This is a genomic window from Actinomyces sp. zg328, from assembly GCF_009829635.1.
Taxonomy (GTDB): domain Bacteria; phylum Actinomycetota; class Actinomycetes; order Actinomycetales; family Actinomycetaceae; genus Actinomyces; species Actinomyces marmotae.
On record NZ_VWPE01000002.1, the window covers coordinates 17,272 to 31,058 of the forward strand.

At 73.3% G+C, this 13,787-nt stretch carries 11 protein-coding genes; 8 read left to right on the forward strand and 3 right to left on the reverse strand.

All coding sequences use genetic code 11. The annotated features are described in order from the left end of the window. Positions 1–41 precede the first annotated feature (41 nt). Positions 42–1,379: a tryptophan synthase subunit beta gene (gene trpB / locus GVV75_RS01420; RefSeq protein ID WP_159625522.1), complete on the reverse strand. Its 1,338-nt coding sequence runs from the start codon at positions 1,377–1,379 to the stop codon at positions 42–44. A gap of 174 nt (positions 1,380–1,553) precedes the next feature. After that, positions 1,554–2,165 (reverse strand): DedA family protein, encoded by a 612-nt coding sequence (locus GVV75_RS01425; protein ID WP_159625520.1) that lies wholly within the window; start codon positions 2,163–2,165, stop codon positions 1,554–1,556. A gap of 171 nt (positions 2,166–2,336) precedes the next feature. Between GVV75_RS01425 and lepA the strand changes: the two genes are divergently transcribed. The 7 genes from lepA (at position 2,337) to GVV75_RS01460 (ending at position 11,422) form a co-directional block, all read left to right on the forward strand. After that, positions 2,337–4,217, forward strand: coding sequence for a translation elongation factor 4 (gene lepA / locus GVV75_RS01430; RefSeq protein ID WP_159523582.1), 1,881 nt, complete (start codon positions 2,337–2,339; stop codon positions 4,215–4,217). A 63-nt stretch (positions 4,218–4,280) separates the two neighbouring features. Continuing rightward, a complete protein-coding gene (locus GVV75_RS01435) occupies positions 4,281–5,150 on the forward strand; it encodes an MOSC domain-containing protein (RefSeq protein ID WP_159523580.1) in 870 nt (289 codons plus the stop codon). A 12-nt stretch (positions 5,151–5,162) separates the two neighbouring features. Then, on the forward strand, positions 5,163–6,122 hold the full coding sequence (trmB, locus tag GVV75_RS01440) for a tRNA (guanosine(46)-N7)-methyltransferase TrmB (protein ID WP_159625517.1): 960 nt from the start codon (positions 5,163–5,165) through the stop codon (positions 6,120–6,122). A gap of 4 nt (positions 6,123–6,126) precedes the next feature. Then, complete coding sequence (locus tag GVV75_RS01445; protein WP_159625515.1) at positions 6,127–7,464, forward strand: MFS transporter; 1,338 nt, start codon at positions 6,127–6,129, stop codon at positions 7,462–7,464. Further along, positions 7,461–8,771, forward strand: a complete 1,311-nt coding sequence (gene hemW, locus GVV75_RS01450; protein WP_159625513.1) for a radical SAM family heme chaperone HemW — start codon at positions 7,461–7,463, stop codon at positions 8,769–8,771. Before GVV75_RS01445 ends, hemW begins: the two co-directional genes overlap by 4 nt. A 116-nt stretch (positions 8,772–8,887) precedes the next feature. Then, the gene (gene hemH / locus GVV75_RS01455) at positions 8,888–9,952 is read left to right on the forward strand and encodes a ferrochelatase (protein WP_159625511.1); all 1,065 of its coding nucleotides are present in this window, start codon (positions 8,888–8,890) and stop codon (positions 9,950–9,952) included. Between the two features lie 66 nt (positions 9,953–10,018). Beyond that, positions 10,019–11,422: a sodium:proton antiporter gene (locus GVV75_RS01460; RefSeq protein ID WP_159625509.1), complete on the forward strand. Its 1,404-nt coding sequence runs from the start codon at positions 10,019–10,021 to the stop codon at positions 11,420–11,422. Positions 11,423–11,490: 68 nt separating this feature from the next. Here GVV75_RS01460 and GVV75_RS01465 read toward each other — a convergent pair whose 3' ends face one another. After that, positions 11,491–12,546, reverse strand: a complete 1,056-nt coding sequence (locus GVV75_RS01465; RefSeq protein ID WP_201288682.1) for a DUF3097 domain-containing protein — start codon at positions 12,544–12,546, stop codon at positions 11,491–11,493. A 108-nt stretch (positions 12,547–12,654) separates the two neighbouring features. Here GVV75_RS01465 and hrcA point away from each other — a divergent pair, with 108 nt between their 5' ends. Further along, a complete protein-coding gene (gene hrcA / locus GVV75_RS01470; RefSeq protein WP_159523568.1) occupies positions 12,655–13,719 on the forward strand; it encodes a heat-inducible transcriptional repressor HrcA in 1,065 nt (354 codons plus the stop codon). The last annotated feature ends 68 nt before the right edge of the window (positions 13,720–13,787 follow it).

Below are 13,787 nucleotides of genomic sequence, written 5' to 3' on the forward strand. Positions count from 1 at the left end.
TCTTTTCGCTGCTCATCGTATCGGCTCATCCCCGGGCTGGGTCAGGGCAGGCGCTCGCGGATCTCGCGCATGTCCTTGTCCCCGCGCCCCGAGAGGTTGACCAGGAGAAGCATCTCCTCGGCCCACCCGCTGGCCTCGCGCTCGCGGGCGATCCGCAGCGCCTCGGCGATGGCGTGGGAGGACTCCAGGGCGGGGATGATCCCCTCTCCGCGGGAGAGCTCCCGGAAGGCGCTCAGGGCGTCGTCGTCGGTGATGGCGACGTACCTGGCGCGGCCGGTGTCGGCCAGGTACGCGTGCTCGGGGCCCACCGAGGGGTAGTCGAGGCCGGCGGAGATGGAGTGGGAGGGCAGGACGGCGCCGTCGTCGTCGAGCATGACGTAGGAGCGCGTGCCGTGGAGGACGCCGGTGCGGCCGGCGCAGATGGGGGCGCCATGGAGGCCGGTGCTCAAGCCCTTGCCCGCGGGCTCGACGCCGATGAGTTCGACGTCGTCGTCCAGGTACTCGCTGAAGGCCCCGATGGCGTTGGAGCCCCCGCCCACGCAGGCGATGACGGCGTCCGGCAGGCGCCCGTAGCGGGCGAGCACCTGGGCGCGGGACTCGATCGAGATCACCGACTGGAAGTAGCGGACGATCGTGGGGAAGGGGTGGGGGCCGGTCGCCGAGCCCAGGATGTAGGCGGTGGACCCCAGGCGCTCGCACCACTGCGTTAGGGCGGCGTCGACGGCGTCCTTGAGGCCCTGCGAGCCGGTGGTCACGGGGACGACCCTGGCCCCCATGAGTTCCATGCGCTCCACATTGGGGCGCTGGCGCTCGACGTCGTGGGCGCCCATGTAGATGGTGCACTCCAGTCCCAGCAGGGCGGCGACCATCGCGGTGGCGGTGCCGTGCTGGCCCGCGCCGGTCTCCGCGATGAGGCGGGTCTTGCCCATGCGCTTGGCCAGGAGGGCCTGCCCGAGGGCGTTGTTGCCCTTGTGGGCGCCGCCGTGGACGAGGTCCTCGCGCTTGAGGATGATGCGGGTGCCGGGGCGCGAGAGGCCGCGGCACTCGTGCAGGGGCGTGGGGCGGCCGAGGTATCCCCCGCGCAGGTCCTCGAGCTCGGCCAGGAAGCCGGGGTCGCCCACGGCCTCGGCATAGGCGGCTTCGAGTTCGTCGAGCGCGGGGAGGAGGAAGTCGGGGACCTCCTGGCCGCCGAAGCGCCCGAAGAAGGCTGGCAGCAGCGTGTGGCGGGGGACGTCCGCGCCGGGGGCCGGGGCGGTGTATCCCGGGGCGTCGGGGCCGAGCGGGCCGGTGGGGGCGCGGCCGGCGGTGGGGGCGGCGCCGGGAAGGGGCGTGGCGTTGTGGGCGGTGGGGGCCGACTGGGCGGCGTCCGCGGTGCTCATGCGGGGCTCTCTCCTTGGAGGGGTGGTCATGCTCTCAAGGCGGGCCCAAGGGCTCCTCTGCGCTCTCGCGCCCGCCTTCGTGGCGAGCGGGGCGTCGGGTACGACGTGTCAGTGGCTCGCCCTCAGGGGAGCCACCACCAGCGGCGGGTGCGCGTCGTCGTCATGGTGGCAACGCTAGGGGAGCCGGGAAGCGGGCGGCAAATCCGACGTGGCGGCGCTCATATCGTGGGACGGGGTGGGATGGGTGAGCGCGGGCGCCGGGCTCCCCTCGGCGGTCTCGGTGCCGGGCCCCCTGAGCCGGCCGGGCCCTGGCTCATCCCGGCGCGGGGCCCTCCTGCCCCGCCCCCTCCTGCGCAGCAGGATGACGGCGGCCACGACCGCCAGCGCCACGATCGTCAGCAAGCGCCCCGCGGGGCTGGCCACCCATCCGGCTAGCACTGCCATGCCGATGGTCGTGTAGATCCCCGCCCACAGGAGGGAGCCGATCGCCGTGGCCAGTAGGTAGCGCGGCACGGGTACGCGCGCGACCCCGGCCGAGATCTGAACGAGTGACTGCGCGCCGATGGTGAGGAAGGACAGGGGTACCGCCCAGACGCCCCAGCGTGCCGCCCACTCCTGGGCGCTCGCGTACGCCGGGGTTTGCAGGATCCGGGCCCAGCGGCTCCGCGAGGCCCCCGCGCCCAGGCACCGCCCGGTCCAGTACATGGCGTTCGAGCGGGCCATGGCGCCGCACCAGAAGAAGAGGAGCACCCAGGCGAAGGGGAGCTCGTGGATCCGCTCGATCACGCCCCGCACCTTAGCCGAGCCTCACCTGATACGCGAAGCGCCATCCGCGGCCGATCATGCCCGGGGCCACTGGCCCGCGTCCGGCTGCGGTCGCGCCGACCCGGGCGACGGCGTGGGAGACTGGACCCAGTATGTTCCGCGCGCCCCGCCGCGCCCGTCCGGAAGGCATCCGTGTCACCGATCCTCACGCCCGAGCAGGCCGCCGCCGTCACCCCGGCCGCGACCGATCCCGCGCTGATCAGGAACTTCTCCATCATCGCCCATATCGACCACGGCAAGTCCACCCTGGCCGACCGCATGCTCCAGGCCACCGGCGTCGTCGCCCCCCGCGACATGCGCGCCCAGTACCTCGACCGCATGGACATCGAGCGCGAGCGCGGCATCACCATCAAGTCCCAGGCCGTGCGCATGCCCTGGGGCGCGCCCGGCCCTGACGGCGCCATCCGCCCCTACGCCCTCAACATGATCGACACCCCCGGTCACGTCGACTTCTCCTACGAGGTCAACCGCTCCCTGGCGGCCTGCGAGGGAGCCGTCCTGCTCGTCGACGCCGCCCAGGGCATCCAGGCCCAGACCCTCGCCAACCTCTACATGGCCATCGAGGGCGATCTCGCGATCATCCCCGTGCTCAACAAGATCGACCTGCCCGCCGCCGAGCCCGAGCGCCACGCCGATGAGATCGCCTCGCTCATCGGCTGTGAGCCCGCGGACATCCTGAAGGTCTCTGGCAAGACCGGCGCCGGCGTGCCCGAACTGCTCGACCGCATCGTCGAGGCCGTCCCCGCGCCGGAGGGCGACCCCGCCGGGCCCACGCGCGCCATGATCTTCGACTCCGTGTACGACACCTACCGCGGCGTCGTCACCTACGTGCGCGTCGTCGACGGGGCCCTCAAGCCCCGCGAGCGTATTGAGATGCTCTCCACCACCGCTGTCCACGACCTGCTCGAGATCGGCGTCATCAGCCCCGAGCCCAGCCCCACGGCGGGCCTGGGCGCCGGGGAGGTCGGCTACCTCATCACCGGGGTCAAGGACGTGCGCCAGTCCAAGGTCGGCGACACCGTCACCTCCGCCGCCGCGCCGGCCGCCGAGCCGCTGGCTGGATACCAGGAGCCCAAGCCCATGGTGTTCTCCGGGCTTTTCCCCGTAGACGGCTCGGACTTCCCCGTGCTGCGCGACGCCCTGGACAAGCTCAAGCTCAACGACGCGGCCCTCACCTACGAGCCCGAGACCTCCGTGGCGCTCGGCTTCGGCTTCCGCTGCGGCTACCTCGGCCTGCTGCACCTGGAGATCATCCGGGAGCGCCTCGAGCGCGAGTTCAACCTCGACATCATCTCCACCGCCCCCTCCGTGGTCTACCGGGTCACCACCGAGGACCGCGCCGTCCACACCGTGACCAACCCCTCGGAGTACCCCGAGGGCAAGATCCTCGACGTCCAGGAGCCCGTGGTCCGCGCGACCATCCTGACCCCCAGCGAGTTCGTGGGCACCGTCATGGAACTGTGCCAGTCGCGGCGCGGCACCATGCAGGGCATGGACTATCTCTCCGAGACGCGCGTGGAGATGCACTACGTGCTGCCCCTGGCGGAGATCGTCTTCGACTTCTTCGACGCCCTGAAGTCCCGGACCCGCGGTTACGCCTCCCTGGACTACGAGATGGACGGCGAGCAGTCCGCGGACCTGGTCAAGGTCGACATCCTCCTCAATGGGGACAAGGTGGACGCCTTCAGCGCCATCGTCCACAAGGACGCCGCCTACTCCTACGGCCTCAAGCTCACCAAGCGCCTCAAGGAGCTCATCCCGCGCCAGCAGTTCGAGGTGCCCGTGCAGGCGGCCATCGGCTCGCGGATCATCGCCCGGGAGACCATCCGCGCCCTGCGCAAGGACATGCTCGCCAAGTGCTACGGGGGGGACATCTCCCGCAAGCGCAAGCTGCTGGAGAAGCAGAAGGAGGGCAAGAAGCGGATGAAGGCGATCGGAAGCGTCGACGTCCCGCAGGAGGCCTTCATCGCGGCGCTCGGCGCGGACAATCCCACCGGTAAGGACGGCAAGTAGGAAGAATCGCGGACAGCGGCCCGGCGACCCGATTCGCCGGGCCCACGGGAGCAGGAGGAAGTCATGAGGGACGACGGCGCTGATCTGGTTCTCACTCGCGGGCTCGCCCGGGTGCTGGGCGAGCCGCACGCGGGCGCCGATGGGCGCCACCGCGACGAGCCCTCGCCATTCACCGACGGCGACCTCGTGGGCGCCGTCAGCGCCGTGTGCGTCGTGGCGCGCCTGCGCCCCGACTGCGGCGCCCCCGGTGTCTCCGCGATCCACAAGGCCCCCGTCGACGGCCCCGTGGCGGTCAATGCCCTGGGCCTGCTGGGGGATCAGCAGGCGGATCGCGAGCATCACGGCGGCCTCGACAAGGCCCTCCACGTCTTGGATGCCGCCGAGGCCCGCCACTGGGCCGGGGTGCTCGGCCCCGAGCGCGGCCTGGCCGCCGGGGGCATGGGCGAGAACATGCTCATCGAGCCCGGCGCCATCGGCGGCATCGACGACGTCGAGATCGGCGCGATCCTGTCCATCGGCCCGGGCGCCGCCCCGGGGGAGGGCGGCGAGCGCTCCGCCGCCGGGGCCGGGGGCCCCGTCCCGCCCGGCGGGGAGAGCCCCCGGCGCGGCATCCTCGTGACGGTCACCGGCGTGCGCAACCCCTGCTCCACCTTCGCCCGCGGCATGGGCCGCGGTGACTGGGTGGAGGTCTTCTCCGAGCGAGCCCGCGTGGGCGTCTACCTCTCCGTGCTGCGCGACGGGAGCGTGTTAGCCGGCGACGAGGTCCGGGTGGTCTCCACCCCCGGCCACCGCGTCACCTGCCACCGCTGGTTCGCCCACCACGACCCGCGCGACGCCCAGGCGATGCTCGCCTCCGAGGCCTTCGGCAACCTCCGCCTGGCTGATTACACGCGCAAGTACGTGACCGCCGCCGCCGATGAGCGGGTCGGCTGAGGGGACGGGCCGATGCAGCAGCACCCACCGCGCTCCCACGCGATCCACTCGCGAGTGCGCTCCTACTCCCGCGCCGGCGGTCGCCTGAGCGAGGCGCGGGCCGAGGCCCTGGCCGCGCTCGCCCCCCGCTACGTGGTGGACGTGCCCCGGCGCGACGCGGTGCGCACCGTGGCCCCCGGCTTCCGCCTCGATCCCGAGGCGCTGTTCGGCCACCAGGGCTCGGGCCGCCCCCTCGTCATCGAGATCGGCTCGGGATCGGGGGAGGCCGTCCTGGCCCACGCCGCCGCCCACCCGGGTGTCGACCACCTGGCCGTCGAGGTATGGGAGACCGCGATCGCCCGGATCGTCGCCTCGATCCACCGCCAGGGCCTGACCAATGCGCGCGTCGTGCCGGCCGACGGCGCCGAGCTGCTGGCCACCGCCCTGCCCGTGGGCTGCGCGAGCGAGGTGTGGGTGTTCTTCCCCGACCCGTGGCGCAAGGCCCGGCACCGCAAGCGCCGCCTGGTGAGCGCCGCCTTCGCGGATTCCGTGGCCCGGGTGCTGCGCCCCGGCGGCGTGTGGCGCCTGGCCACGGACTGGGCGGACTACGCCTGGCAGATGCGCGACGTCCTGGAGGCGGCCTCCGCCCTGCCCGAGGGCATCGAGGCCGATTCCACCGGACCCTACTTCCGCTACGACGACGCCGGCGCGCGCCCCGACCTGGGCGCGGCCACCGCCGTCGCCGGGGACGCGGGCAACGGGGTGGACCCCGGCTCGCCATCGGGGGCGCGCGGCGGGTGGTCTAAGCGCTTCGCCGGGCGCGCCATGACCCGCTTCGAGCAGCGCGGCATCGACGAGGGCCGCACGATCCGGGACCTGACGGCGGTGCGCACCGAGGAGCAGTGGATCCCGGCCGCCCGCCCCAGCACGCTGGAGCGCCTGGATGACGGCGCCCCCGGGCTCCTCGCGCCCGAGGGGCTGACGGGCCGGTGACCCCATGAGCGGGGCCCGGCTGCCCAGGCGGGCGTGGCTCGCCGTCATCGTGCTCGGCTTCCTGGGGCTCTGCGCCGTCGTGCGGGTGCCGGTGGGCGTCATCCCGCCGCTCCTGCCGCGCCTGGGCGATGACCTGGGCCTGTCCGGGGCGGCGCGCGGGGCGCTCACCAGCGTGCCGGTGCTCTGCTTCGGCCTGCTCACCCCGGTGGCCTCCATGGCGGTGAGGCGGATGGGGGTCAACGCCTCGGGCCTGGTGATGATGGGCGCGGTGGTCGCCGGGGCCGTGCTCCGCTCCGCCGGGGGCGCGGCGGCGGCCTTCGCGGGGACCGTGATCATCGGCGCGGGGCTGACAATCGGCAACCTCGTGGCGCCGATGGTCATCGGCCGGGACTTCTGGCACCGGGCCTCCCTCATGACGGGCCTGTACTCGGCCACCTGCAATGTCCTCGTCACGGCCGCGACGGCGCTGGCCGTCCCCCTGGCCCAGGCGGTCGGCTGGCGCGGCTCCGCCCTGGCGTGGACCGTGATCCCCGTGGCCTTGGCGGCGGCTGCCTGGTGGTGGGTCTACCCGCCGGGTTCGACCGCGCCGCGTGAGAGCCTGCGGCGCCGCTCGGGCATGAGCGCCTGGGTGGGGGAGCGCTCCCTGACCGGCGGGGGCCACGAGGGCGCCGAGGGCGATCGTCGGGACGCTGGGGCCCCGGGGCGGACGCCGATCAGCCGGCCCGTGTGGCGCCGTCCGCTGGCCTGGGTGATGGCCATGGCCTTCACCGGGCACGTCCTCTCCTTCTACGCGATCTCCGGCTGGCTGCCGACGGCGCTCGCGCAGACCGCCGGGATGAGCGAGTCCGCCGCGGGCCTGGCCTCCTCGGTGTTCACGATGACCGGGATCGTGGGCCCGATGCTCGTGCCCCTCATGCTCGAGGCCCTGGGCTGGTCCGGCGCGCGCATGCTGGGGGTGCTGAGCGCCTGCTGGCTCGCGCTGCCGGTGACGATGATCGTGGCGCCGACCGCGTGGCTGGTGCCGTGCCTCTTGTCCGGGATCGCGCAGGGCGCGTTCTTCGCGGCCCTGTTCTCCCTGGTCATCCAGCGCGCTGAATCACTGGATGACAACCGTCGCACCACGGCGCTGATCCAGACGGTGGGCTACTGTGCCGCCGCGGTGGGACCGATCGTCCTGGGTTGGATGCGCGAGGCGACCGGGGGCTGGGCGGCGCCCTTCGCCGTCGTGGTGGCGGCGCTCGTGCTCATGACGGTCTGCGGGCAGATCGCGGCCCGGTGGCCCGCGGGCGACGCCCCCCGGGCCGCCCGCCCCGCCGGCCTCACGGGGGAGGCGGGGGCGTGAGCCCGGCCCAGCCCGTGGGGTCGCCCCTTGACGGAGGCCTGCCCCCCGAGGTGGCCGCGCCGGGGCCCGGGCGCGGGGCAGGCGGGCCCGGGCGCGCTGATGGCGCCGCGCGCCCGTTCTCCGTCTACCTGCACGTGCCCTACTGCCGGGTCCGCTGCGGCTACTGCGACTTCAACACCTACACGAATCTCGACATGGGGCGGGGCGCCTCCGCGGGCGACTACGTGAGCACCCTGGCCGCCGAGCTGCGCGCCGCCCGCGCGGCGATGGACGATGCCGGCCTTCCCGCGCGCCAGGCCGCCACGGTCTTCGTGGGCGGCGGCACCCCGACCATGCTCCCGCCCGCCGACCTGGCCGAGATGATCGGACTCGTCAGGGAGGTCTTCGGGCTCGCCGAGGGCGCTGAGGTGACCACCGAGGCGAACCCGGACTCGGTGGACGAGGCGGGCCTGGCGGCGCTGGCCGAGGGCGGTTTCACCCGGGTGTCCCTCGGGATGCAGTCGGCGGTGCCACATGTGCTGAGGGTCCTGGACCGCGCGCACGAGCCGTCCCGCGTGCCGCTGGTGGTCGATTGGGCGCGGCGCGCGGGGCTGAGCACGAGCCTCGACCTCATCTACGGCGCGCCGGGGGAGTCCCTGGAGGACTGGGAGCGCTCCATCGAGGCCGCCGTGGAGATCGGCCCGGATCACCTCAGCGCCTACGGCCTCGTCATCGAGGAGGGCACGCGCATGTGGGCCCAGGTGCGGCGCGGCGAGTTGCCCATGCCCAGTGACGACGACGAGGCCGCCAAGTACGAGCTGGCCGACCGCCTCCTGGCGAGCGCCGGCTACGAGTGGTACGAGATCTCCAACTGGGCGCTGCCCGGCCACGAGTGCCGGCACAACCGCGCCTACTGGCAGGACTGGGACTGGTGGGGCGCCGGCCCCGGGGCGCACAGCCACCTGGGCGACGTGCGGCTGTGGAACGCCAAGCACCCCCTGGCCTGGGCGGCGCAGGCGCTCGGCGGAAGGCTCCCCGTGGCCGGGCACGAGGTGGTCGACGCCGACTCCCGGCTCCTGGAGCGGGTCATGCTGGGCATCCGTCTGCGCGAGGGCATCGCACTGGCGGAGTTGGGGGAGCCTGGTGAGGGGGGAGGCGATGAGCCGGGCCCCGGGCGCGCGCCGAGGCGGCTCGTGCCCGTGGTGGGCCGGCTCGTCGCCGATGGCCTGCTCGACGGCGCGGCCGCCCTGCGCGGGCGCGCCATCCTCACTCTGCGCGGCCGCCTCATGGCCGACACCGTCACCCGCGCCCTCACCGCCCGAGGCTGACCCCGGCGGCGGGAAGCGGACCTCGAACCCCGCCATCCCGCGCGCCGGCAGCCGTGCCGGTCCGCCCGGCCGGGATCGGGTAATCTCGTGGAGGTGACGAATCGTGTCGCGCCGTCATGAAGCCATCCGCCCACGCCGTCGAGGACCCCGTGACCCCCGCACACCCCCGCCCTGATCCCCGTCCAGCGCTCATCCTGGTCAACCTCGGCACGCCCGAGGCGCCCACCGCCAAGCGCGTGCGCCCCTTCCTGCGCGAGTTCCTCACCGACAGGCGCGTCGTTGAGACCCATCCCGCCCTGTGGCGCCCCATCCTCGAGGGCGTCGTCCTGACCATCCGACCAGCGCGCTCAGCCCGCAAGTACGCCACCATCTGGCGCGCCGGCCATGAGGCCAGTCACTCCGGCTCACCCCTCATGCACCACACCGAGCGGCAGGGCGAGCTCCTCGCGAGCGCCCTCGGCGACGCCGTCCAGGTCCGCATCGCCATGCGCTACGGGAAGCCGGCCCTCAGAGACGTCATGGGCGAGCTCATGGAGGCGGGCTGCCGCCGCATCGTCGTCCTGCCCGCCTACCCCCAGTATTCCGCCTCCAGCCAGGGCACCGTCATCGACGAGGCGGCCCGCTTCATGCTCGCCAGCCGCGATCAGCCCGAGCTGCGCACCATCCGCTCCTTCCCCGGCGCCCCGGCCTACATCGAGGCCCTGGCCGCCGCCATCGAGCGCCACTGGGAGCGCCACGGCCGCCCCGACCCCGCCGCCGGCGGGCGCCTCCTGCTGTCCTTCCACTCCATCCCCCAGGCCATGCACGACGCCGGGGACCCCTACCGCTCCGAGTGCGAGCGCACCGCCGCCCTCCTCACCGCGCGGCTCGCCGCCCCCGAGGGCCTGATCTGCACCACCTTCCAGTCCGTCTTCGGGCCCGCGAAGTGGATCGGTCCGGCCACCATCGACACCGCCGCCGAGCTGGGCGCGGCCGGATGCCCGCGCCTCGACGTCATCTGCCCCGGCTTCATGGCCGACTGCCTGGAGACCCTGGAGGAGATCGACCAGCTCAACAGGCGGGCCTTCACCGCCGCCGGGGGAGGGGACTTCCACTACATCCCCTGGGGCAATGACTCGCCCGGCTGCGTGGCCGCGCTGGCCGAGCAGGCGCGTGTCGCGCTGTCCGGATGGGTGGATTGAAACGGGACGGTTTCACGCCGTCGGCTATGGTGGGTGGTGGACAGCCCAAGAATCAGAGGAGACGTTTTGCACCTGCCCTGGTGGTCCACCCTCCCGTTCGTGGCGATGCTCGCGAGCATCGCCACCCTTCCCCTCATCCCCGCCACCGCGCACTGGTGGGAGAAGAACCGCAACCAGCTCATCCTGGCCTCAGCCCTCGGCCTGCCGGTGGCCGCCTGGATGTGGCACGCCCTGGGCTGGCAGCGGGTCTTCGCCGCCGTCGTCGAGTACGGGCAGTTCATCGCCCTGCTGCTCTCGCTCTTCGTCGTCGCCGGCGGCATCCACCTCAAGGGCGACATCGAGGCCACGCCCCGCAACAACACGATCTTCCTGGCCATTGGTGGCATCCTGGCCTCCTTCGTGGGCACCACCGGCGCCGCCATGCTGCTCATCCGCCCCCTGCTGGCCACCAACCGGGAGCGGCGCTACCGCGTCCACACCGTCCTGTACACGATCTTCGTCGTCGCCAACTGCGGCGGCCTGCTCACACCACTGGGTGATCCGCCGCTCTTCCTGGGCTTCCTACGCGGCGTCCCCTTTACCTGGACCTTCCGCCTCTTCCCCGAGTGGCTGTTCGTCAACGGGATGCTGCTGGCGTCCTACTTCGCCCTGGACACCTACTTCCACTCCCAGGAGCCCAGGGCCAACATCGCGCGCGACAAGACCGAACTCGAGCCCCTGGGCCTGCGCGGCGCCGTGAACTTCATCTGGTTCGCCGTCATCATCGCCGCCGTCGCGCTCGCCCCCTCCATCGACGTCCACGCCATCGAGGAGGGCCACGCGACCCTCAGCGACTGGCTGCCGATCCGCGAGGCCATCATGATCGGCGCCGCGGCCGCCTCCTACTTCCTGGGGGACAGGCGCGTGCGCTACGAGGACAACCAGTTCGCCTGGGGGCCCATCGCGGAGGTCGCCGCCCTGTTCGTCGGCATCTTCCTCACCATGATCCCGGCCCTGGAGTACTTGGACGAGATCGCCCCGCGCCTGCCGATCAACGAGATCACCTTCTTCATCTTCACAGGAGGCTTGTCCTCCGTGCTCGACAACGCCCCCACCTACGTCACCTTCTTCGAGGTGGCCAGGGTCGTGGAATCCCCGGGCGGCGAGCTCGTCGCGGGCGTTCCCGAGCTGTACCTCATGCCGATCGCGCTCGGCGCGGTGTTCTGCGGCGCCATCACCTACATCGGCAACGGCCCGAACTTCATGGTCAAGTCCGTGGCCGAGGCCGACGGCGTCGCCATGCCCTCCTTCGGCGGCTACGTCGTGCAGACCACTACCCGACTCGTCCCGATCCTGGCCGCCATGGTCATGCTCTTCATCGCCCAGCCCCTGTGGGTCAAACTCCTGGGCGGCCTGCTCACGGCGGCCCTGCTCGCCTGGGACGCCGCCCTGATCATGCGCGGCCGCCGCCTGGCCATCCAGGACGCCTGAGAGCCCCCTGGCGACTCCGGGCGGCGCCCCGCGCGGGGCCCGCCCTGGCGAGTCGGCCAGCGGGCCCCTCAGGTGGTGCCGGGCGCGGTGACGAAGTCGATGAGCTCCTCCATGCGGCCCAGCAGGCTCGGCTCCAGATCCTTGTAGGAGCGCACCGTCGCCAGGATCCGCTGCCAGCCCCGGGCGACATCCGCCTGGGTGGCGTGGGGCCAGCCGAGCGCCTTGAGCGTCCCGTGCTTGATGTCCGTGCCGCGCGGAACATCCGGCCAGGCGCGCAGGCCCACCCTTTCGGGGCGCACCGCCTGCCACACGTCCACGTACGGGTGGCCCAGCACGAGCACGTTGTCCCCGCCCGGCATGGCGCGGACGCGCTCGGCGATCCGCGACTCCTTCGATCCGGCCACGAGGTGGTCCACGAGGACGCCCGCCCGCCTGGCCGGCCCCGGGGCGAACTCGGCCATGACCTCCTCCAGGTTGTCCACGCCGTCGAGCATGAGGACGACCACGCCCTCATGGCGCAGGTCATCGCCCCAGACCTTCTCCACGAGCTCGGCGTCGTGCTTGCCCTCCACCCAAATCCGCGAGGCGCGGGCCGTACGGGCGCGCTCGCCCTCCACCGCGTAGGAGCCCGACGCCGTCAGGCGCCTGCCGCCAGCGCTCACCGGCCCGGCCGGGGCGCGGCGCGCCGGCGCCGGGGGGTCGAGGATGACGGGGCGGCCCTCCAGCCAGAAGCCCGGGCCCAGCGTGAAGCCGCGCCGCCTCCCGTGGCGGTCCTCCAGGACGACGATCCGGCGTCCCCCGGACTTCTCCACGGCGACCGCCGCTCCCACGAAGCCGGTCTCGCGGTCCTCCAGCACCATGCCGCGCTCAACGGCCACATGGGCCGACGCCGGGCGGATGGCGCGCGGGCCCACTCGATGCGGGTCCGCGGCGAGCACGTCGCCCCCGTAGCGGTCGGACATCGACGGCGCGGAGGCCGATCTGGGCACGGCGGTCCTCGCGGGCCCCGCCGCGTGCTGCTGCGCGCGGGTGGCGCCCTGCTCGCGCAGGGCCTTGCGGCGGGCCGCCGTCGCGCCGGGGACGGCCTGGGGGCGGTGCGGGGGGATGGGAGTCACGCCGGGCACGGTAGCGAGGCTCACGCTGGGCGAACGGGAGACCCGCCGGGCCGGGCGTAGGATGGCACTCGTCGACCGAGAGTGCTAACGCATGGGAGCCGGGAGGAGGGCAGCGCCATGGCCGATGACCGCCGTCTCAAAGTCCTGTCCGCCATCGTGACGGACTACGTGCGCACCCGTGAGCCCGTCGGCTCGCGCGCCCTCGTCGAGCGCTACCGCCTCGGCGTGTCCCCGGCCACCATCCGCAACGACATGGCCGCCCTGGAGGACGAGGGCTACATCCACCAGCCCCACACGAGCGCGGGCCGCGTCCCCACCGAGAAGGGCTACCGCCTCTTCGTCGACGAGGTCGCCCGCGTCAAGCCCCTGTCCGCCCCCGAGCGCGCGGCGATCTCCGCGCTGCTGACCGGCGCGGTGGACTTGGAGCAGGTGGTGGTGCGCACCGTGCGGGTCCTGGCCCAGCTCACCGGGCAGTTGGCGGTCGTCGAGTACCCGCGCCTGCGGCTGACCGCGCTGCGCCACCTCGAGCTCGTGGCCCTGGCGCCCACGCGCCTGCTCATGGTCATCATCACGGATACCGGGCGCGTCGAGCAGCGCACCATCACCCTCATGGGCGACCGCTCCGGCCCGGGGGACGACGGCGCGCGCGGCGTCATCGACCCTGTTGCCCTGGAGCATCTCAAGACCCGCCTCAACGCCTCCCTCGTGGGGAGGAGGGCCGACGACGTCGCCCCCGTGCTGGCGAGCCTGGCGGAGCAGTCCCCCTCCGACGAGCGCGCGCTGCTGGCCGCCGTCACCGGCGAGCTCATCGCCGCCCTGCGCCCCGACGCCGAGGAGCGCATCGCCGTGGCCGGCACCGCGAACCTGGCCCGCGCCACCCCCGATTTCACCACCATGGGGCCGCTCCTGGACGCCATCGAGGAGCAGGTCGTCCTCCTGCGCCTGCTCTCAGGGGACCCCGCCGACGCCTCCGGGATGCGCGTGAGCATCGGCTCGGAGAACCATGAGGACGCCCTGGCCGAGGCCAGCGTGGTGACCGCCGGGTACGGCCCGGGCGTCGGCGACGCCGTCGCCCACCTGGGGGTCATCGGCCCCACCCGGATGGACTACCCGGCCACCATGACCGCTGTGCGCGCCGTCGCCCGCTACCTGTCCCGGTTCCTCGCCGGGCCGCGGGACTGAGCGGCCGCAGCGCCATCCGCGCCGCGCCACTGACCACCATCGACTGACGACTGAAGGAAGACCCGACT

Bases quoted from the DNA above. Each gene is read 5' to 3' on its own strand.
- trpB (WP_159625522.1), bottom strand. From the start codon at position 1,379: ATGAGCACCGCGGACGCCGCCCAGTCGGCCCCCACCGCCCACAACGCC.
- GVV75_RS01435 (WP_159523580.1), top strand. From the start codon at position 4,281: ATGAGGGACGACGGCGCTGATCTGGTTCTCACTCGCGGGCTCGCCCGG.
- trmB (WP_159625517.1), top strand. From the start codon at position 5,163: ATGCAGCAGCACCCACCGCGCTCCCACGCGATCCACTCGCGAGTGCGC.
- GVV75_RS01445 (WP_159625515.1), top strand. From the start codon at position 6,127: ATGAGCGGGGCCCGGCTGCCCAGGCGGGCGTGGCTCGCCGTCATCGTG.
- hemH (WP_159625511.1), top strand. From the start codon at position 8,888: ATGAAGCCATCCGCCCACGCCGTCGAGGACCCCGTGACCCCCGCACAC.
- hrcA (WP_159523568.1), top strand. From the start codon at position 12,655: ATGGCCGATGACCGCCGTCTCAAAGTCCTGTCCGCCATCGTGACGGAC.